The sequence below is a fragment of the Acidimicrobiia bacterium genome (genome assembly GCA_030584185.1).
Classification (GTDB): domain Bacteria; phylum Actinomycetota; class Acidimicrobiia; order Spongiisociales; family UBA11373.
In genome coordinates this window covers 1,056,646-1,075,607 of record CP129495.1, presented here as the reverse complement: position 1 = coordinate 1,075,607, position 18,962 = coordinate 1,056,646, and the positions used below count along the sequence as shown (strand labels likewise).

Genomic DNA, 18,962 nt, shown 5'->3' with positions numbered 1-18,962 from the left:
CTATGTCCTCCACACATGAGGTCCTCAACCAGCCGCCCCCACTGCACGGGTTCGACGGGTATCGGAGCGACCACCCGCTTGTCGAGGCCGTGGCCCGCGAGGGCGCCTCCTGGGCGGATGACGAGCTGTCGGAGGCGGGTCGGTTCGTGTGGTCGGAGCAGGCCAGGGAGTGGGGCCGGCTGGCGGAGGCCAACCGTCCCGTGCTCCACACCCATGATCGCTTCGGGAGTCGAATCGACTCCGTCGAGTACCACCCCGCCTATCACCACCTGATGGATGCCGCCGTGTCGCGCGGCCTCCATGGCGCGGCGTGGGCCGACGATCGGTCAGGCGCCCACGTGGTGCGCTGCGCCAAGACCATCGTCTGGAGCCCGGTCGACTACGGCCACATGTGCCCGCTGTCGATGTCCTACTCGGTGATACCGGCCCTGCGGTCCGCACCCGACCTGACGGCCCTGTGGGAGCCGGCCCTGGTTCGTCGCCGGTACGACGGTCGCAACGTCCCCTGGTTCGAGAAGACGGGCCTCACCGCAGGCATGGCCATGACCGAGAAGCAAGGCGGCTCCGATGTGCGAGCCAACACGACGATCGCCCGACCGACCTCGGGCGACGAGTACCTCCTCACCGGGCACAAGTGGTTCTGCTCCGCCCCGATGTCGGATGTGTTCCTGGTGCTCGCCCAGGCGCCCGGAGGCCTCACCTGCTTCCTGCTCCCTCGCTGGCGCCCCGATGGCACCCGCAACGGGATGCTGATCATGCGCCTCAAGGACAAGATGGGGGACCGCTCCAACGCCTCTTCGGAGGTCGAGTACGAAGGTGCGCTCGCCTACCGGGTCGGCGACGAGGGCCGCGGCGTGGCCACCATCATCGAGATGGTCAATCGAACCCGGCTCGACTGCGCCCTGGGCGCCGCCGCCCAGATGCGACATGGCGTCGTCGAGGCCGCACATCACGCCTCGCATCGCGCCGCCTGGGGAAAGCCTCTCGCCGAACTGCCCCTGATGCGCAGCGTGCTCGCCGATCTGGCCCTGGAGTCGGAGGCCGCCACCGCCACGGTGATGCGCCTCGCCGGCGCCTACGACCGGGGTGAGACCGAGTTCGCCCGCATGGCCACGCCGATCGTCAAGTACTGGCTCACCAAGCGCAGCCCCGGCCACGCCGCAGAGGCGCTGGAGTGCCTGGGCGGCTCCGGGTACGTGGAGGAGTCGGGGCTTCCCCGCCTGTTTCGCCAGAGCCCGCTCAACTCGATCTGGGAGGGGTCGGGCAACGTCATCTCACTGGATGTGCTGCGAGCATCCGGGCGCAGCGAAGCGGTCGACGCCTTCTTCGAGGAGCTGGCCCTGGCGGGTGGGGCGGACCCCCGCTTCGACGACGCGCTGGCAGGGCTTCGGTCGCGAATCGGGTCGGTCGAGGAGGGCTCGGCGCGCCGGTTCGTCGAAGAGGCTGCCCTCGTCCTGCAGGCCTCGCTGCTGCTGCGTCATGCCCCGCATCCGGTGGCCGACATCTTCTTGAGGGCGCGTCTCGCCGACCCGGGCGCCGTCTACGGCAGCCTCCCCGACGGTGTCCGCCTCGACCCGCTGCTCGACCGGCTGCTCCCGCTTTGACCCCCACCTGGCTGCTGGTGATCCAGGGTGCCGACCCGTCGCCGACGATCGCCACCGCCGGCGTGGCCGCGGAGGATCCCGATGCCCACCTGATCGTCTTCACCGAGGTCGGGGGCCGCCGTCATGCGGTGCTCCTGGTGCACTGGTCCGAGGACGAACGGGACCGGCTGCTGGCCGCAGTGGAGCCTGTGGCGGAGTGGGTGTTCGTCAACCGGGTCGAGGACGTGACCCCGGACCGGTGACCCTCACACCTCGAAGGCGGCCACCGCCGCGACATGCCTCCGCGGCAGCCGGACCTTGAGCCGGGTCCCTTCCCCGGCGTGGGCCTCAGAGAGCACCTCACCCTCACGGTGGAGGAAGGAGACGATCTCGCCGCGATCGAACGGGATAACCAGCTCGAGGTCCACCAGGGTCGGCGCCAGCGCCGACTCGACCCGCTCGCGGAGGTCGTCCAGGCCCTGTCGGGTCGCGGCGGAGACGGGGATCGCATCGGGGTGGAGCTCCCGCAGCCTTCGGACGGCCGCAGTCTCGGCGGCATCGATCTTGTTGAGCACCAGCAGTTCGGGGAGGGTGTGGGCTCCGATCTCTTGGAGCGTGCTGCGCACCGAAGCGATCTGGCGCTCCGGGTTGGTCGCCGATGCGTCGACGACGTGTAGCAGCAGGTCGGTGTCGACGGCTTCCTCCAGGGTGGACCTGAAGGCCTCCACCAGGGTGTGGGGCAGGTCGCGAACGAACCCGACGGTGTCGGTGAGCAGGATCTCCCTGCCCGAAGCGAGCGGGAGCCTGCGAACGGTGGCATCGAGCGTGGAGAAGAGGCGGTCCTCGACGAGGACCTCGGCACCGGTGAGAGCGTTGAGCAGGCTGGACTTGCCGGCATTGGTGTACCCGACGAGAGCCGCCCCCGGAATCGCCGCCCGGCGTCGGGCCTTGCGCTGGGTGGCGCGGGTGGTGGCCAGGCCTGCGAGCTCGCGCTCCAGCTGTGAGATACGGGTCTGGACGCGTCGCCGGTCGACCTCCAGTCGGGTCTCGCCGGGTCCCCGGGTGCCGATCCCTCCCCCGAGGCGACTCATCTCGACGCCCTTCCCGCGAAGCCGAGGGAGTCGGTAGCGGTTCATAGCCAGCTCCACCTGGGCCATGCCCGCCCTGCTGGTGGCGTGCAGGGCGAAGATGTCGAGGATCAGCGCAACCCTATCGACCACGTCGACCTCCAGGGCCTGCTGCAGGTTGCGCTGTTGGATCGGCGTCACCTCTCCGTCCACCACCACTAGGTCGGCGTTGCTCGAGCGGCACAGGGCGGTCAGCTCGAACACCTTTCCCTTGCCGACATAGGTGGCCGGGTCCGGGTGCAGCCGTCGTTGTACGACCCGCCCCACGACCACCGAGCCCGCCGTGTCGACGAGCCTCTCCATCTCCTCGAGCGATTCCTCGGCGTCCTCCATGGTGCTTCCCTCGGTGACCAGGGAGACCAGGACGGCGCGCTGACGCTCCACCGTGACGTCGGTGACGGTGGCGGTGAGGCGCTGGCGGTCCCGGCTCACCGGGCGGTCGGTCATGGGTGAATCATCGCAGGAGCCGTGCGCCAGGGCGCGTTCGGGAAGGAACGCAGCCCTTCTCGCCTACTCGCCGCCGTCGACGTGCCAGGGGACCGCCTCGCCGGTCTGGACGTCCCACAGGCCCCGGTAGGCACCGCCCATCGCCACCAGTTCCTCGTGAGTGCCGGTCTCGACCACCCTCCCGTCGGTGAGGACGTAGATGAGGTCGGCGTGGCGGATGGTGGAGAGGCGATGGGCGATCACGATGGTGGTGCGACCCATCGAGAGCTTCTCCAGGGAACGCTGGATCGCCGCCTCGGTCTCGTTGTCCACCGCCGAGGTCGCTTCGTCCAGCGCCAGGATCGGCGGGTCGAGCAGCACCGCCCGGGCGATGGAGACCCGCTGGCGCTGGCCCCCGGAGAGTTTCTGCCCCCGTTCGCCGACGATCGTCTCGTACCCGTCGGGGAGCGACTCGATGAACTCGTGGGCTTCGGCGACCTCTGCCGCAGCCCTGATCTCCTCGAACGGCGCTTCCGGTCGGCCGTAGGCGATGTTCTCTTGGACCGTGCCGTGGAAGAGGAACACGTCCTGGCTCACCAGGCCGATGCTCCGACGGAGGTGTCGCGTGGAGAGTGTGCGCAGGTCGTGGCCGTCGACTGTGATCCGGCCCGAGTCGACGTCGTAGAAGCGCAGCAGCAGCTTGATCAGGGTGGTCTTCCCCGACCCGGTGGCGCCGACGAACGCCGTGGTCCTGCCGGCGGGGATCTCCAGGGAGACCCGGTGCAGGACCGGGTGAGACGCCTGGTAGCCGAAGGTGACGTCCTCGAACCGGATCTCCCCCTTCACTTCGCCCGCTTCCAGTTGGATGGTGCCGTCACCGATGGCGGGGGCGGTGTCGATCACGTCGAGGATGCGGTTGGTGGACGCCATCGCCCGTTGGTACAGGTCGAAGGTCTCCCCGAGTCGGGTGAGTGGCCACAGGAGTCGCTGGGTGAGGAACACCATCACGCTGTATGCGCCGACCTCGAGGCTGCCGTCGATGGCACGAAAGCCGCCCCACACCAGGGTTGCGGTGAACCCGACCAGGATCACAACGCGGATCAGCGGAGAGAAGGCGCTGGAGAGTCGGATGGCACCCCGGTTGGCGGCGCGGTATCGCTCGCTCTCCACGGCGATGCGTCGCACCGAGTCGTCCTCGGCGGTGAACGCCTTTATGGTGGCGATCCCACCGAGGCGGTTGGAGAGCTCGGCGTTGACCGCCGCCGCCTGGTGTCGAACCGCGGCGTACCGGGGCTCCAGCCGGCGCTGGAACCGGAACGATCCCCACAGGATCCCGGGCACCGGCAGGAAGGCGAGCCAGGCGATCCCGGGAGCCAGGTAGAAGAAGATCGCCCCGATCAGGATGGCGGTGGTGAGGACCTGGAGGATCTCGTTGGCGCCGCGATCGAGGAACCGCTCCAGCTGGTTCACGTCGTCGTTGAGCACCGCCATCAGGTCGCCGGTGGCCCGGTCCTCGAAGTATCGGAGCTCGAGGGTCTGCATCGTCGTGTAGGCGTCGATCCGCAGCTCGTGCTGGATGGTCTGGGCCAGGTTCCTCCAGGCGACCCCGTGCAGGTACTCGAACAGCGACTCCAACAGCCAGATCCCGAAGGTGATCAGCGCCAGGACGACGATCTGCGAGCGCGGTGTGCGCACACCGAATGAGGCGAGCACCGAGCCCTCCTGCCGGACCACGATGTCGACGGCGGCACCGATCAGCATCGGCGGGGCGATGTCGAACGCCTTGTTGAGCACCGACCAGGCCGATGCGCGCATCACCTGGGCACGGTGCCCTGCGGCGTATCTCCAGAGCCGGTGGAGAGGCCGGGAAGGAGCCTTCGCAGAGGAACTCATCCCCGCGAGGTTAGAGAGGCTCCGACCGGCCACCTCCCTGGCGGCGGAGGCGCGAGGAATCGAACCCCGCGGACCGTTTCGCGACCCGCCTCCGGTTTTGAAGACCGGGGAGCCCACCAGGCACTCGGACGCCTCCACGACCGAGGCTAACGCGCTCCCCGCCCCCCGCTACCGTCGACGCTCGTGGAGGCGACGAGGCTGGTGATCGGCCCGCTTTGGGGAAGCGGGGTGCCGGAGAGGGTCGCCGCCGTCCCCGGCGTCGACGCCACCATCGTGGGCGACCTCGGCGCCGTGGCCGGAGCACTCGCGAGAGTCCCGATCCTGGTCACCTTCCGGTGGGACGATTCGTGGCTGTCTCCGGATCTGCGCTGGGTGCAGTCGGTGTCCTCGGGCATCGATCAGTTCCCGATCGAGGCGCTGCGCGCCAACGGGACGGTGCTCACTTCGGGGCGAGGATTGCAGCACGTGCCGGTCGCCGAGCACGCCATGGGTCTTCTGCTGGCGATGACGCGGGGCATCGCCCTCGCCGCCGTTCGGCAGCCCCGGCACGAGTGGAGGTGGAGCCGGGTCGACGAGATCGAGGGGAAGACCATGGGGATCCTGGGGCTGGGGACGATCGGCGAGGCGATCGCGGTGCGCGCCGCGGCGTTCGGGATGACCGTGATCGGAACCAAGCGCAGTCCTGAGGCGTATCGGGGAGTGGCGAGCGACGTTCTTCCGCCCGGGTCCACCCTCGAGGTGTTTCGTCGCTCCGACGTCGTGGTGATCGCCCTGCCGGGGTCGCCCGACACCGAACGCCTGGTGGGCCGCTCCGAGATCGAGGCCCTCGCCGGAGGCTGGCTGGTGAACGTGGGCAGGGGAGGGGTCGTCGACCAGGATGCGCTGGTCGCGGCGATGCGGGAAGGAACCCTCGCCGGAGCCGCTTTGGATGTCTTCCCCGAGGAGCCGCTTCCCGAGGACTCTGCGCTGTGGGATCTTCCCGGTGTCCTGATCAGCCCGCACCAGGCGGGCGCCTCTCCCGGCTTCGGCGACGCCCTCGCCGGTCTGGTGGCGCGCAACCTGGACGCCTATCACGGGCAGGCCGCCTGGGTGAACCGGGTGGTGTGAGAGGTGTCCTGAGGATCGGGTCGGGCCTAGCCTGAGGCGAGTGCGCCGGCATCTCCTGTTGCTCATGGTCATCGTCGCCGCCTGCGGAGGCAGTGGCGACACCGGCCCGTTCCCTGCCGACGCCTTCGGCTTGGCGGCTTCGAGCGATCTGGCGGTGGGCGAGGAGCGGCTCCTCGTGGCCGTCTCCGATGTGGATGGGACCCGCCTGGCATCTCCGGACGTCCCGGTGACCGTCGAGGTCTGGCCGGAGGGCTCGGAGGATCGGGTCCAGGGCGAGGCCGGCCGCTTCATCTGGGCGGTCGAGGGGAGGAGCGGGCTGTACGCCGTCACCGTCGAGTTCGACCGCTCCGGCCTCTGGATGGTGCGCATCACCCCGGATGGTGGGCCGGCGCTGGAGGCCTTCCCGGTGCAGGTGAACGCCCGTCCGGCGACGGTGGCGGTGGGCGACGATGCGCCCCGGTCGCAGACCCCGACCCTGGCCGACGCTCCACTCTCCGAGATCACCTCCGATGACGACCCCGAGCCCGACCTGTACCGGATGAGCGTGGCCGATGCGGTCACCTCGGGGCGACCCTCGGTGATCGTGTTCGCCACTCCGGCGTTTTGCACGACCGCCACCTGCGGGCCGACCCTCGACGGCGTCGCCGCCATGGCGCCAGATCATCCCGGGGTGAACTTCGTCCACGTCGAGGTGTTCACCAACCTCTTGGACCCGGCGAACCTCGTCGTGGCTCCAGCCGTCATGGAGTGGGGCCTGCCGACGGAGCCCTGGGTGTTCGTGGTGGATGCCACCGGTGTGGTGACGGCCCGATTCGAGGGCGTCGTGACCCCCGAAGAGCTGACGAACGCTCTAGGCGAATGATTTCTTTGCACCATGTCGCCGTGAGTAGCATGCCCGAGGCCGGCTGAGGAGCAGGGAGCGAAGACCGCCGTGTCCCATCGTGTCATCGATCGCCCGAGACGAACCCTGGTCCTGCTGGTCCTGGCTTTCGGGTTGCTCGCCGCCTGCTCCGGTGACGATCCGACCAACCTGGGCCGCATCGTCGGGGGCGATCTCCCACAGAACTCTCTCGACCCGGCGGGCCCCATCGCCGAGCAGGTCGACTCCCTCTTCTGGCTGGTCTTCTGGATAGCCACCGGCGTGTTCGCCCTGGTCAGCCTCGCTCTCGCATACGCGGTCCTGCGTTTCCGCAGGCGTGGCGACACCGACCGTCCCGTGCGTCAGGTGCACGGCAACACTCGCCTCGAGATCGCCTGGACCATCCTCCCTGCGGTGATCCTGGCGATCGTCGCCGTCCCCACCGTCGCCACGCTGTTCGAGGTGCGCGCCGCGCCCGGGCCGGAGGACGACGCCCTGGAGATCACGGTCACCGGACACCAGTGGTGGTGGGAGTTCCACTACCCGGAGTACGGGATCACCACCGCCAACGAGATGTGGGTCCCGGTCGACCGGACCGTCTACCTGAGCCTCACCTCGGCGGACGTGATCCACTCGTTCTGGGTTCCGCGCCTCGCCGGGAAGCGCGATGCCGTCCCCGGCAGGATCAACAACATCCGCTTCGAGGCGGCGGAGACCGGTGCATACGTCGGGCAGTGCGCCGAGTTCTGCGGCCTGGCACATGCCGACATGCGCCAGCGCGTGTTCGTCACCAGCGCCGAAGAGTTCGAGGCCTGGGCCGTGGCTCAGGCCTCCCCGGCATCGATTCCGGCCGAGGGACCTGCCGCCGCCGGCTGGGAGGTGTTCCAGACACAGTGCGCCTCTTGCCACACCATCGACGGCACGTCGGCGAGCGGGCTCTTCGCACCCAACCTCACCCACTTCGCCTCCCGCACCTCGTTCGGAGGCGCCACCATCGACAACACCACGGACCATCTGAGGGAGTGGCTGCGGGATCCGTCCTCGCTGAAGCCCATGAGCCCCGACCTCAACGACCTGGAGGCGGGCCGGGTGCTGGGGATGCCCGACCTGGGCCTCACCGAGCAGCAGATCGCAGATCTGATAGCCCTCCTCGAGAGCCTGGAGTGATCCGATGGCCGTGACGACCGACACCGCCGCTTCCGTCGATTCCGTGGTCCGGCCGCGAGGCCTGTGGGGGTGGCTGACCACCACCGACCACAAGCGAATCGGGATCCTCTATGGGGTGACGGCCATCGCCTTCGGCGTAGTCGGGGGAACCGAGGCGCTGCTCATCCGGCTGCAGCTGGCGACCCCCAACGGGGAGATTCTGAGCGCCGACGCCTACAACCAGATGTTCACCATGCACGGCACCACGATGGTGTTCCTGGTGGTGATGCCTGCAGCCGCCGCCTTCACCAACTACTTCCTGCCGATACTCCTGGGGGCGCGCGACGTCGCCTTCCCTCGGCTCAACGCTCTCTCCTACTGGGTGTTCGTGTTCGGCGGGCTGTTCCTCACCCTGACGTTCTTCCTGGGCGGCGCTCCCGATGGCGGATGGTTCGGCTACGCCCCACTCTCCACGCAGGTGCCCGAGGTGGTCCGGATGGACTACTGGGCACTCGGCCTGATCGTCCTCGGGCTGGCGTCGGTGCTGTCGTCGGTGAACTTCATCACGACGGTGCTGACCATGCGGGCGCCCGGGATGACCCTGATGCGGATGCCGGTGTTCGCCTGGATGGCCACCGTCGTCTCGTTCCTGCTGCTCTTCTCGCTCCCGATGATCACCGTCGGCCTTTTCCAGGTGTTCATGGACCGCAATCTGGGAACCACCTTCTACGACGCCGCCATGGGTGGCGAGCCGATCCTGTGGCAGCACCTGTTCTGGCTGTTCGGGCACCCCGAGGTGTACGTGCTCATCCTCCCGGCGATGGGAATCGTCTCGGAGGTGCTGCCCACGTTCAGCCGCAAGCCGCTGTTCGGCCGGTCGTTCGTGATCTTCAGCGGAATGGCGATCGGGTTCATGGGCTTCGGGGTGTGGGCACACCACATGTTCACCGCCGGCCTGGGCCCGGTCGCCGAGGCGGCGTTCGGGTTGACGACGATGTTCATCGCCGTGCCCACCGGCGTGAAGATCTTCAACTGGCTGGGCACGATCTGGGGCGGGTCGCTGCGGCTGAACACAGCCATGCTGTTCTCACTGGGGTTCATCTTCCTCTTCGTGATCGGCGGGCTCTCCGGGGTCACCCACTCGATCGTTCCCTCCGACGCCCAGCAGCACGACACCTACTACGTCGTGGCCCACTTCCACTACGTGCTGTTCGGAGGCGCCGTGTTCGGGATCTTCTCCGGTGTGTACTACTGGTGGCCCAAGGTCACCGGGCGCCTGCTCGACGAGCGCCTCGGCAAATGGCATTTCTGGCTGATGTTCGTGGGGATGAACTTCACCTTCGGGCCGATGCACGTCCTCGGGCTCAACGGGATGCCGCGTCGCACCTACCGCTACCCCGAGGGGCTCGGTTTCGACATGTGGAACATGATGGCCACGGTGGGCGCCTTCACGATCGCCACCGCGGTACTCGTGTTCCTGGCCAACTGGTGGCGCACCAGGACCCGCGGCGAGATCGCCGGGCCCGACCCATGGGATGGCCGCACTCTGGAGTGGTCGATCCCGTCGCCACCGCCGGAGCACAACTTCGACATCATCCCGACGGTGGTCGCCGAGGACGACTTCTGGCATCGCAAGTACGTCGAGGACGATTCGGGCAACCCGGTGGCTCGGGAGGCGCCCGTCGAGTCCCCGGTGTCGACCGAGCCCATCCACCTGCCATCGCCTTCGTACCATCCGGTGCTCGCGGCATTCGGCATCTTCGTCACCGCGATCGGGGCGGTGTACCTGCCCTGGGGCCTGCTCGCCGTCGGGACGGGAGCGGTCATCACGATGTGGGGGTTGTTCGGGTGGTCGATGGAGTCGCTTACCCGAAGGGAGCACGAATGAGCGAGCACGCCGTCGAGGCTCACTCGGGTGGGCACGACGCCGGACACGCCCGGAAGGTGGCCATGTGGGTGTTCCTGGGCTCGGAGTGCCTCTTCTTCGGGACCCTGATCGCCACCTTCTTGCTGTACCGGGGCCGCACCGGTGACGGACCGGCCGCATCGGATGTCTTCGACATCCCGTTCACCTCGGTTTCCTCCTTCATCCTGCTGATGTCATCGTTGACCATGGTGCTGGCCCATCACGCAGCCTCCCGGCGTGATCGGCGCACCATGCGAATCTGGCTGATCGCCACCGCCTTGCTCGGCACCGTCTTCCTGGCCGGTCAGGTGTTCGAGTTCACCGAGTTCGTGGAGCACGGGCTCACCGTCACCACCAGTCCGTTCGCCTCCTCGTTCTACCTGCTCACCGGGCTCCACGGTGCCCATGTGGCCGTGGGCGTGCTCATGCTGCTGGTCACGGCCTTCATGTCGTTCGGCGGGAGGTACCGCGACGACGAGGGCATGAACGTCGAGATCGTGGGGCTCTACTGGCACTTCGTCGACATCGTCTGGATCGTGATCTTCACCGTTGTCTACCTGCTGCAGGTGTGAGCCATGACCGCATCGCACACCCATCCAAGGCCCCGTGACTACTGGATGATCGGTGGGTTGTTGGCGGTGATCACCGCCGCCGAGGTGGCGGTCACCTACCTCGACTTCCTGGACGGTGTTCTGGCTCCGCTGCTGCTGACGATGGCTGTGGTCAAGTTCGCCCTGGTGGTCGGGTGGTACATGCACCTGCGCTTCGATCGCCCCATCTACCGGAACCTCTTCCTACTCGGCGCCTTCGCCGCCCCTCTGCTGCTCGGCGCCGTGCTCTTCACCTTCGGGGTCCTCATCGGGTGATCCGGTGAGGGTCGGCCTCGATCACTTCCCGTTCCACCTCCACCCGGAGACGCTCGGTGTGGCGGTCGCCCTCGTCGCCGGCTACTGGTACGGGGTGACCCGCCTGGCGCGGAGCCACGCACCCCGTGACGGGTCGCCGGTCACCCGCAGGCAGGTGACCTGGTTCGCCCTGGCGATCTCTCTGTTCCTGGCCGTCGAAGGGTGGCCGGTGCACGACGTTGCCGAAGGCAGCCTCTTCTCGTTCCACATGGCGGAGCACATGGTGCTCTCCTTCGTGTTTCCACCGGCCCTGCTGCTGGGCATCCCGTGGTGGCTGATGCGCCTCGTGGTGCGTCCGCTGCTGCCCGCCATTCGCTTCCTCACCCGACCGTTGGTGGCGCTCGTCCTGTTCAATGCGGTGCTGGCAGGGCTGCACGCCCCGGGTGTGGTCGCTGGCATGCTCGGTTCCGAGGCGTTCCACCTGGGTGCTCACTTGGCCCTGGTCGTGACCGCGATCCTGATGTGGTGGCCGGTGATCGGACCGATTCCGGACACACCCGCCCTCGCCCCACCACTCGCCATCGGCTACCTCTTCCTGCAGTCCCTGGTTCCCACGATCCCGGCCTCCTTTCTCACCTTCGCCTCGGGTCCGGTGTACCCGGCGTACGCCGACCTGCCTCGGTTGTGGGGCCTTCCGGTGCTCACCGACCAGCTGATCGCCGGGCTCATCATGAAGGTCGGCGGCGGGCTGTTCCTCTGGACGCTGATCGCCATCATCTGGTTCCGCTGGGCCGGCGAAGAGGAAGGCGCCGACCGGGCCGGCCGTGCCCTCACCGGCTCATGAGGGCGACACGCCTACTGCTGATCGCTGCCGTCTTGCTGGTCGCCTGCGCCGGCGGGGCACAGCGCGTCGACGGTGTCGTGGTGGCGGTCGACGGAGATCTGACCGAGGTGCGGGCGTTCGAGATCGTCGCCACCGACGGTCGGAGGCTGCTCTTTCGAGTCGGGGCCGAGCTGGAGTCCTTCACCGGCGGCGTGCCGTTGTCACACCTGTTCGAGCATCTCGGCGACGGCTTTCCGGTCAGGGTGACCTACCGGGAGGAAGGTGGCGTGCTGGTGGCGGTTGCGCTCACCGACGCCACGACCGGTTGAGCACGCTCTCAGTCGCGGGATCTCCGCCGGGGAGTCCGCGATGCGACGAATGCCGCGCCGGCGAGCAGCGCCGCCGCCAGTCCGCCGAAGACGGCCAGGGCGATGGATCTGTCCGCCCCGAGGAGGATCCGGCTGATGCCGAAGGCGGATGCGACCGCCGCCAGCAGCCCGGCGATGGGTAGTCCGGCTGACACTGCTGCGTGGCGCAAGAAGGCGCCCGCCGATGCCGGGGCCGCCTCGCCGTCGACTCCCAGGGCGGCGGGTCGCCCCAGGCGCTCGGCGGCGATGGCGACGGTGAGGCCGGTGGTGGCGCCGATCACAAGGCTCAAGATGGCGGCCCGAAACACGGTGATCGACACGATGCCGCTTGTGATGTCGCCGCCGATGCCGACGGCGGTTCGGGCGGTGGCGAATGCGAGAACGGCACCGGAAACCGCCCCTAGCAGCGCGACCGGGTTCGGGCCGTGGCGCGACTCGTCGTTCGCCCCTGCGAACCGTCCCACCAGGGCCACGAGGGATCCACCCACGGCTCCGGCGAGCAGAAGGTAGGTGTACATCGCCGCCTGGGTCACGGCGAAGGTGGGGGCGCCGCTCTCGGTGACTCCAAGCCCCGAGGTCGCCACCTGGCCGGCAGCCAGGGCAAGGGCGAGAATCCCCAGGAAGGCGCCGGCCCCGGTTCCGGCCGCCGCTGCGGCAAAGGTGCGTCGGGTCACGGTCTCCTCACTGGTCGGGTTCGCTGCCGGCGATTGTAGTGGGGGCCTCCTCCGCATCCCGGCGACGACGGGCGGTCCGCTCCGCCCACCGCACCCATCCGAGGACGAGCAGAACCGGCAGCAGGAACCACAGGATCTCGTCCCAACCCCCCTGGTGGGCGATCACGCCTCGAACCCGATCAGCCGGTCGCGGCCTGCGTCTGACAGGAGTTCGGCGAGTAGATGCCGGTGACCCGGGCATCGGGCGCCTGCGACTCCACAGGACCCCACAGCAGCACCGGAGCGTTCTGTGACTCCTTGAGCACGAACACCAGCCCGGCGTCCTCGTCCACCACGTACTCGATGTAGAAGCTGGCGTAGATCGTGGTCAGCTCTTCGACGGTGTCACTCACCCGCAGTCCGGACAAGGTGGAGATGTCGGTGGTATCGGAGGAGAGGCCGCCGTATCGCAGGTCGAGACGGTAGGACACGAACTCGCTGTCCCCGGGCTGTCCCTTGATCACGACGTTGAGCGGGCCCCACCGCACCACGCGGATGCCGTCGCCGGGGCACTCGCCGAAGGAGCCCGAGCCGACGAAGAAGCCCGTGTCGTCGGTCGGCTGTCCGAACGTGGCCACGAGGCGGCCGAGCACCTCGTCGCCGTCGTCGCCGAAGTCGAGGGGCCCGATGTCGTCGGCCGACATCTTCAAATCGTTGAGGGGGATCGGATCACCCACGGAGGGAATCGCCCCGTCGGTGCCGCCATCGGCGAGCGTCACCGAGGTGTCGGTTCCGGGGACCGTGGTGGTGGTCGCACCGTCGGGGACGGTGGTGGTTCCGTCCCCGGACGCCGCCTCGCTGGTCGTGGTGGCGGCAGCCGAGTCCGAGTCGCCCCCCCCACCGAAGACCCCGAAGGCGATCACGCTCACCGCGGCGAGCACGGTGGCGACGGCCAGCCCGACGAGCCACGGGTTGGGTTGTCCGGCGGCAGGGGGTCGCCGAGAGCCACCTCCTCGCCCGGACGGCGATCCGGAGGGGCGCCGCGTGAACTCTGGGTCGAAGGTCGGGAATGGCTCCCCGTTTCCCGTCGGTTGGTCGATGTCCACAGCCTCACCCCATCGGTTGAGGGTCAATCCTAAGTCGAGAAGAACGATGCGGTGGGGAGGTCAGCCCTCGAAGTAGCCGCCGAGGTCGGGCCTTGCCGCCACCACCACCTCCTCGAACGTCGCCTGGGGAACCAGCACCCAGCGCCCGGTCGGGTCGATCCAGTTGGCGACAGGGATGACCGGCCGCGTGATCGTCGCCGGATCCATGCCTCGCAGGCTCCAGGCGAAGGCGATGGCATCACCGAGGCCGAGCCCTTCGTCGACGGCGAAGGCATCCGAGACGCTCTCGACGAGAGCGGTGAGCTCGGAGATGTCGCCGAAGTCGCCGAGGCTCTCCAGGGCCTGCAGGATGATCTCCTGCTGCCGCTGGTTGCGGGTCAGGTCGGACACCGCCAGGGGCCGCCAACTTCCGTCGATGAACCCTTCGGTGTGTCTCGATCGCACCCATGCCAGGGCCTGGTGGCCATTGGCGATGCTGCACCCCGCAGGAAGGTCGAGCGCAACCGGACTCGTGTTGGGATCCCTGACGGCGTAGGGGGTGCACACTTCGACGCCACCGACGCGGTCGACGACGGCACGGAACCCGTCGAAATCGAAGACGATGAAGTGGTCGACCTCGATTCCCGTGTACTCGCCCACAGCGATCGCCACCTGCTCGGGGCCATTGGCGGCGCTCCCGCAACCGTTCAGGTTGACGTTGATGCGGTTCATCTTCCCGGTGCACGGGTTGCGCAGATACAGGTCGCGGGGGATCGAGACCAGCAGCGTGCCGCTGCCATCGGTCGGCGCCACGAAGAGGAGGATGACGTCGGCGCGCCGGCTGGCGCCCTCGTACCGCTCGTCGGATCCGATGATCAGGTAGACGTCCATCGCTTCGTCTGCGGTCTTGGCTGCAGCGACGGCGAACTGATCTCCGCTTGCGGAGACGCCCGCCTCCGGTAGAGGCTCCGAAGGCTCCTCGTCGTCCGGAAGGGAGGTGTCGGGAGAGCCCTTTCCCTCTCCGATGGCGATGGCGGCCGCCTTGGGGTCGAATGCGACACGCTCGATGCCCGCCCATGCTCGCCAGATTCGGAACCCGGTCCATCCGACCACGGCGAGGCCCACGACGATCAGCACCAGGGCGGCGCGACGAATGGTGGACCCGTTCCGGCTGGTCACGGGGCCAATCTAGACGGGGGTCGTCGGTGTGTTGTTCGCGCTCAGGGAAGAACGAAGGGCGCCAGGTTCGGTGACCGGGGCGTCACACGAGAAGCCGCGACACACGTACGCCGTCGCCCGGCCGTCAACCGGTGGTCGGGACTGCAGCAGTGGGACCACGGAGTCGACGCCGCCGCGAGCCAGGAACACCTCAGGTCGATAGGTCTCGTCGACCACCGCCAGCAGCGGCTCGATCTCCGGTCCCACGATGGCCACCTCGAGGGGTGGAGCCAGACTCGTCCACGCCACAGCGAGCAGGTGACCGACACCGGATGGATGGCTCGACGCCATGGCCTCGCCGGCGGCGAGCACCTCTGTCACCAGATCATGCCACTTGCCCTCGCCGGTGAAGGCCGCCATGTGCAGCAGGGCCTCTGCCGCCAACGAGTTGTCCGAAGGTGTCGGGTTGTCGAACCGGTTGTGTGGCCGGGCGACGAGGGCCTCGGCATCGTGCCCGGTGGCGAAGAATCCGCGGCCGGGATCATGGAACAGGTCGACCATCTCGGTGCTGAGCTGCGCCGCCTCGGAGAACCATGCCTCGTCCCCGGTCGCCTGGTAGATGGCGAAGCAGGCCAACGCCATGGCGGCGTAGTCGTCGCAGAAACCGGGAGGGCCGAACCGGCCCTGGCGCCAGGTCCGGTGCAGTCGCCCGGAGCCAGCGCGCATCTCCGCCAGCACGAAACGCGCGGCGTCGATTCCGCCCTGCAGGAGATGGGGGGCGCCGAGCGCCACCGATGCCTCGGCGAGGGCACGGATCGCCAACCCGTTCCAGGCGGCAATCGCCTTGTCGTCGATGGCGGGACGGCTGCGACCGGCTCTGACCAGGGCGAGGTTGCGAAGGGTGGCCCGCACCGCCGCCTCCAGCTCGGTCACTTCGATGCCGGTGGCATCGGCGGTGACCTGAATGGGCTCGGCGACTCGCAGGACGTTGCGTCCCTCGAAGTTGCCTCGAGCCGTCACGCCGAGGTGGCGACACACTGGCACGCCGTGCTCGCCGGCGGCACCCAACACCTCACCCTCGGTGAACACGTAGAACGTGCCCTCCTCGCCGTCGGAGTCGGCGTCTTCTCCCGTGGCGAAGGCTCCCCCGGGCAGGCGCAGGGATTCGAGCATGTACGCGGCCGTCTCCAGCGCCACGAAGGCGTGGCGGGTCTCGCCGGTCACCTGGTGCCATCGGGCGAAGAGGCGAGTGAGCAGGGCGTTGTCGTACAGCATCTTCTCGAAGTGGGGCACGCTCCAGGTGGCGTCCACCGAGTAGCGAGCAAAGCCTCCACCGACGTGGTCGTGGATTCCGCCCCTGTCGATCCCGCTCAGGGTCGTGTCGAGGATCGTTGCCGCCTCTGGCGCCCACTCCTCCTTGTGGATCCGGAGGAGGAACTCCAGGGTCGGGGCCTGAGGGAACTTTGGGGCGCCGCCGAATCCGCCTTGGACCCGGTCGAAGTTCGATGCGAGCGCTCCATATGCTGCGCGCAGGGTGCCGGTCGAGATGGGGTCTCCCGCGGGCAGTTCGGCCCGGATCGTCTCCGTCAGGCGGTCGGCGTGGCTGAGCACCTCGCCACGGCGGTCATCCCAGGCGTCGCGTACGGCGATGAGCACCCGGGTGAAGGACGGGATTCCGGGCCGGTCATTCTTGGGGAAGTAGGTGCCGGCATGGAACGGCTCGCCGCCGGGGGTCAGGAACACGGTCATGGGCCATCCGCCGCGACCGGTCGATGCCTGAACGGCATCCATGTAGATGCGGTCCACATCGGGCCGTTCTTCCCGGTCCACCTTGACGTTCACGAACAGGCGGTTCATCAGCTCGGCGGTGGCCGGATCCTCGAACGACTCGTGTGCCATGACGTGGCACCAGTGGCATGAGGCGTAGCCGACCGAGAGCAGGATGGGGACGTCGCGTCTTCTGGCGGCGTCGAAGGCCTCCGGGCCCCACTCGTACCAGTGCACCGGGTTGGTGGCGTGCTGCAGCAGGTATGGGCTGGTCGCGTCGGCCAGCCGATTGCGGGAACTCACCGAGCGATCGTAAGCAGGATCGGATTCTTGCCGGAGGGCGTTCGCATGGACGGGAGCAGGGGGCGAGAATCTCCGGGTGAGCATCGGCGAGCGGCCAACGACGGCACCCTCCCGGCTCCCGGGCCTTCTCGCCCTGGTCGCCGGCCTGTTCGGCGTGGTCGCCCTGGTTTTCGCCGTCTTGCTGTTCGTGGGCCGCTCCGGTGGTGAGTCTTTGCCGGTTGCGTCCTCGACATCGGTGGTCGACCCGACCTCGACCTCGTTCGGCTCCCCTGCGGACGGCTGGACAGCCATCACCGACGACTCCGGGACGATCCAGGTCGAGGTTCCCTCCCATTGGGACGATGTGGCGACCGGGGGCTGGATGCGCGAAGGCGAGGAGGTGGGCCCTGCCCTCAGCGCCTCGGTCGACCGCCAGGCATGGCTCGCCGGGTGGGAGACGCCGGGGGTCTTCATCGGGGTGACCGGCACCATGGCGCCGTCCGAGGCGCTTGGCGAGTACCAGGGGGACTGTGTCAAGGGTCGATCCGAGCCGTACGAGCTCGCCGGGTTGGCGGGCTTCGCCGAGTGGTGGTCCGACTGCGGCCCCGTCGGAAGCGACTTCTTCGTGGCCGCCGTCGCCCCCGATGACGACGCGTTCGTGCTCCTCGTCCAGGTGATCACGGTGGGCCCGAGCGGCAGTGCCGAGCTCGATCGCGTCTTGCAGAGCCTCCGGTACGACTGAGGGCCCTCTACGAGGCCCCACCCGGCCCGGATCGGGAATATCTCTGTGATTCGGGGGTTCACAAACGGTGGGAGCTGTGTCATATTGACCGAGAGCCGATGCTTGTGATCAAGTTCACAAGTTTCCGGGCGGGCATCTCCGCCTGCCCACTCTCCTGAATCAAGGCTTCCGAGAGGACACGTGACATCCATGGCAGTTGCCAAGACGCGGCGCGATCGGGATCGAAACAAGCTCACCGATGAGCGCGGACGCCTCACCACCGACCTGGTCAGCCAGTACCTGAGTGCCATCGGCGAGTACGACCTGCTCACCGCCGAGGACGAGGTCGAGTTCGCCCAGCGGATAGAAGCCGGCGAGGACGCGGCGCGCCGTCTCGACGCCGGCGACTTCAAGGGAAAGGCGGAAGAGGTCGAGCTCAAGCGGGCGAAGCGCCAGGGGCAGCAGGCCAAGGACGATTTCCTCACCGCCAACCTGCGTCTGGTGGTCGCCAACGCCCGTCGCTACGCCAACACGTCGGGCATCGACTTCCTCGATCTCATCCAGGAGGGCAACCTGGGTCTGATTCGTGCCGTCGAGAAGTTTGACTGGCGCAAGGGCTTCAAGTTCTCCACCTATGCCACCTGGTGGATTCGACAGGCGATAACCCGTGCCATCGCCGACAAGTCGCGCACCGTCCGCATCCCGGTGCACCTCCACGACACGCTGGCGGCGGTTCGAGCCGCCCAGGCCAGCCTCAAGGCCGAACTGGGCCGTGATCCGCGTCCCGAGGAGATCGCCGAGGAGGCGGGCGTCACCGTGGACAAGGTGGAGCTCGCCCTTGGCGTCGCCGACACCGTGTCACTGGAGCAGCCGGTGGGCGAGGACGGTGCCCAGTTGGGCGATTTCATCGAGGATGAGGATGCCGTCGACCCGGTTCGGGTCACCGAAGAGGGCGACATCGCCGACTCGCTGCGCCGCTCGATCGCCCGGCTCCCCGAACGGGAGGGCAGGATCCTCGCCCTGCGCTACGGCTTCCTGGACGGGGTGCCCCGCACCCTCGAGGAGATCGGCGACGAGTTCAAGCTCACCAGGGAGCGCATCCGTCAGCTGGAGAAGCTCGCCCTGTGCCGCCTCCGGCATCCGTCGTTCGGGATCCGCGAGCAGGATCTGGTCTGACGGCCCTCGGACACATGGGGCCGGATGGCCCCGGACC

General features: G+C 68.3%; 19 protein-coding genes and 1 tRNA gene. 12 read left to right on the top strand and 8 right to left on the bottom strand.

The annotated features are described in order from the left end of the window. The first annotated feature begins 2 nt into the window (after positions 1–2). Positions 3–1,604, top strand: coding sequence for an acyl-CoA dehydrogenase family protein (locus QY307_05505; protein ID WKZ83697.1), 1,602 nt, complete (start codon positions 3–5; stop codon positions 1,602–1,604). After that, a complete protein-coding gene (locus QY307_05500) occupies positions 1,601–1,846 on the top strand; it encodes a hypothetical protein (protein ID WKZ83696.1) in 246 nt (81 codons plus the stop codon). Before QY307_05505 ends, QY307_05500 begins: the two co-directional genes overlap by 4 nt. A 3-nt stretch (positions 1,847–1,849) precedes the next feature. On the opposite strand, the gene hflX is transcribed toward QY307_05500, so the two are convergent. The 3 genes from hflX to QY307_05485 all read right to left on the bottom strand — a co-directional run bounded on the left by hflX (position 1,850) and on the right by QY307_05485 (position 5,165). Beyond that, positions 1,850–3,157 carry a GTPase HflX gene (gene hflX / locus QY307_05495; GenBank protein WKZ83695.1) on the bottom strand — a complete coding sequence of 436 codons (1,308 nt, stop codon included), beginning with the start codon at positions 3,155–3,157 and terminating at the stop codon, positions 1,850–1,852. A 63-nt stretch (positions 3,158–3,220) separates the two neighbouring features. Continuing rightward, positions 3,221–5,029, bottom strand: a complete 1,809-nt coding sequence (locus QY307_05490; GenBank protein WKZ83694.1) for an ABC transporter ATP-binding protein — start codon at positions 5,027–5,029, stop codon at positions 3,221–3,223. A gap of 44 nt (positions 5,030–5,073) precedes the next feature. After that, positions 5,074–5,165: transfer RNA gene (locus tag QY307_05485), tRNA-Sec, on the bottom strand. 47 nt (positions 5,166–5,212) lie between these two features. On the opposite strand from QY307_05485, the gene QY307_05480 reads away from it, so the two are divergent. The 8 genes from QY307_05480 to QY307_05445 all read left to right on the top strand — a co-directional run bounded on the left by QY307_05480 (position 5,213) and on the right by QY307_05445 (position 12,044). After that, on the top strand, positions 5,213–6,136 hold the full coding sequence (locus QY307_05480; protein ID WKZ83693.1) for a D-2-hydroxyacid dehydrogenase: 924 nt from the start codon (positions 5,213–5,215) through the stop codon (positions 6,134–6,136). Positions 6,137–6,176: 40 nt separating this feature from the next. Next, positions 6,177–6,998: a hypothetical protein gene (locus QY307_05475; GenBank protein ID WKZ83692.1), complete on the top strand. Its 822-nt coding sequence runs from the start codon at positions 6,177–6,179 to the stop codon at positions 6,996–6,998. Between the two features lie 69 nt (positions 6,999–7,067). Then, complete coding sequence (gene coxB / locus QY307_05470; GenBank protein ID WKZ83691.1) at positions 7,068–8,162, top strand: cytochrome c oxidase subunit II; 1,095 nt, start codon at positions 7,068–7,070, stop codon at positions 8,160–8,162. A gap of 4 nt (positions 8,163–8,166) precedes the next feature. Beyond that, positions 8,167–10,029 (top strand): cytochrome c oxidase subunit I, encoded by a 1,863-nt coding sequence (gene ctaD, locus QY307_05465; protein WKZ83690.1) that lies wholly within the window; start codon positions 8,167–8,169, stop codon positions 10,027–10,029. Then, on the top strand, positions 10,026–10,619 hold the full coding sequence (locus QY307_05460; protein ID WKZ83689.1) for a heme-copper oxidase subunit III: 594 nt from the start codon (positions 10,026–10,028) through the stop codon (positions 10,617–10,619). The genes ctaD and QY307_05460 overlap by 4 nt, the downstream gene beginning before the upstream one ends. 3 nt (positions 10,620–10,622) lie before the next feature. Further along, complete coding sequence (locus QY307_05455; protein ID WKZ83688.1) at positions 10,623–10,913, top strand: cytochrome C oxidase subunit IV family protein; 291 nt, start codon at positions 10,623–10,625, stop codon at positions 10,911–10,913. A 4-nt stretch (positions 10,914–10,917) separates the two neighbouring features. After that, positions 10,918–11,736: a cytochrome c oxidase assembly protein gene (locus QY307_05450; protein ID WKZ83687.1), complete on the top strand. Its 819-nt coding sequence runs from the start codon at positions 10,918–10,920 to the stop codon at positions 11,734–11,736. Beyond that, complete coding sequence (locus QY307_05445) at positions 11,733–12,044, top strand: hypothetical protein (protein ID WKZ83686.1); 312 nt, start codon at positions 11,733–11,735, stop codon at positions 12,042–12,044. Before QY307_05450 ends, QY307_05445 begins: the two co-directional genes overlap by 4 nt. 8 nt (positions 12,045–12,052) lie before the next feature. On the opposite strand, the gene QY307_05440 is transcribed toward QY307_05445, so the two are convergent. The 5 genes from QY307_05440 to QY307_05420 all read right to left on the bottom strand — a co-directional run bounded on the left by QY307_05440 (position 12,053) and on the right by QY307_05420 (position 17,049). Then, positions 12,053–12,757, bottom strand: coding sequence for a hypothetical protein (locus QY307_05440; GenBank protein WKZ83685.1), 705 nt, complete (start codon positions 12,755–12,757; stop codon positions 12,053–12,055). Between the two features lie 7 nt (positions 12,758–12,764). Further along, the gene (locus QY307_05435; protein WKZ83684.1) at positions 12,765–12,923 is read right to left on the bottom strand and encodes a hypothetical protein; all 159 of its coding nucleotides are present in this window, start codon (positions 12,921–12,923) and stop codon (positions 12,765–12,767) included. 13 nt (positions 12,924–12,936) lie between these two features. Next, positions 12,937–13,665: a hypothetical protein gene (locus QY307_05430; protein WKZ83683.1), complete on the bottom strand. Its 729-nt coding sequence runs from the start codon at positions 13,663–13,665 to the stop codon at positions 12,937–12,939. Positions 13,666–13,902: 237 nt separating this feature from the next. After that, positions 13,903–15,000 (bottom strand): LCP family protein, encoded by a 1,098-nt coding sequence (locus tag QY307_05425; GenBank protein ID WKZ83682.1) that lies wholly within the window; start codon positions 14,998–15,000, stop codon positions 13,903–13,905. Between the two features lie 9 nt (positions 15,001–15,009). After that, positions 15,010–17,049: a thioredoxin domain-containing protein gene (locus QY307_05420; protein WKZ83681.1), complete on the bottom strand. Its 2,040-nt coding sequence runs from the start codon at positions 17,047–17,049 to the stop codon at positions 15,010–15,012. A 76-nt stretch (positions 17,050–17,125) separates the two neighbouring features. On the opposite strand from QY307_05420, the gene QY307_05415 reads away from it, so the two are divergent. Beyond that, positions 17,126–17,770 carry a hypothetical protein gene (locus QY307_05415; GenBank protein ID WKZ83680.1) on the top strand — a complete coding sequence of 215 codons (645 nt, stop codon included), beginning with the start codon at positions 17,126–17,128 and terminating at the stop codon, positions 17,768–17,770. A 189-nt stretch (positions 17,771–17,959) separates the two neighbouring features. After that, entirely contained in the window at positions 17,960–18,925 is a 966-nt protein-coding gene (locus tag QY307_05410) for a sigma-70 family RNA polymerase sigma factor (protein ID WKZ83679.1), read from the top strand. Positions 18,926–18,962: the final 37 nt, after the last annotated feature.

Excerpts from the sequence above, each read along its gene's own strand:
- QY307_05505 (WKZ83697.1), top strand. The coding sequence starts at position 3 with ATGTCCTCCACACATGAGGTCCTCAACCAGCCGCCCCCACTGCACGGG.
- hflX (WKZ83695.1), bottom strand. The coding sequence starts at position 3,157 with ATGACCGACCGCCCGGTGAGCCGGGACCGCCAGCGCCTCACCGCCACC.
- QY307_05490 (WKZ83694.1), bottom strand. The coding sequence starts at position 5,029 with ATGAGTTCCTCTGCGAAGGCTCCTTCCCGGCCTCTCCACCGGCTCTGG.
- ctaD (WKZ83690.1), top strand. The coding sequence starts at position 8,167 with ATGGCCGTGACGACCGACACCGCCGCTTCCGTCGATTCCGTGGTCCGG.
- QY307_05460 (WKZ83689.1), top strand. The coding sequence starts at position 10,026 with ATGAGCGAGCACGCCGTCGAGGCTCACTCGGGTGGGCACGACGCCGGA.
- QY307_05455 (WKZ83688.1), top strand. The coding sequence starts at position 10,623 with ATGACCGCATCGCACACCCATCCAAGGCCCCGTGACTACTGGATGATC.
- QY307_05445 (WKZ83686.1), top strand. The coding sequence starts at position 11,733 with ATGAGGGCGACACGCCTACTGCTGATCGCTGCCGTCTTGCTGGTCGCC.
- QY307_05410 (WKZ83679.1), top strand. The coding sequence starts at position 17,960 with ATGGCAGTTGCCAAGACGCGGCGCGATCGGGATCGAAACAAGCTCACC.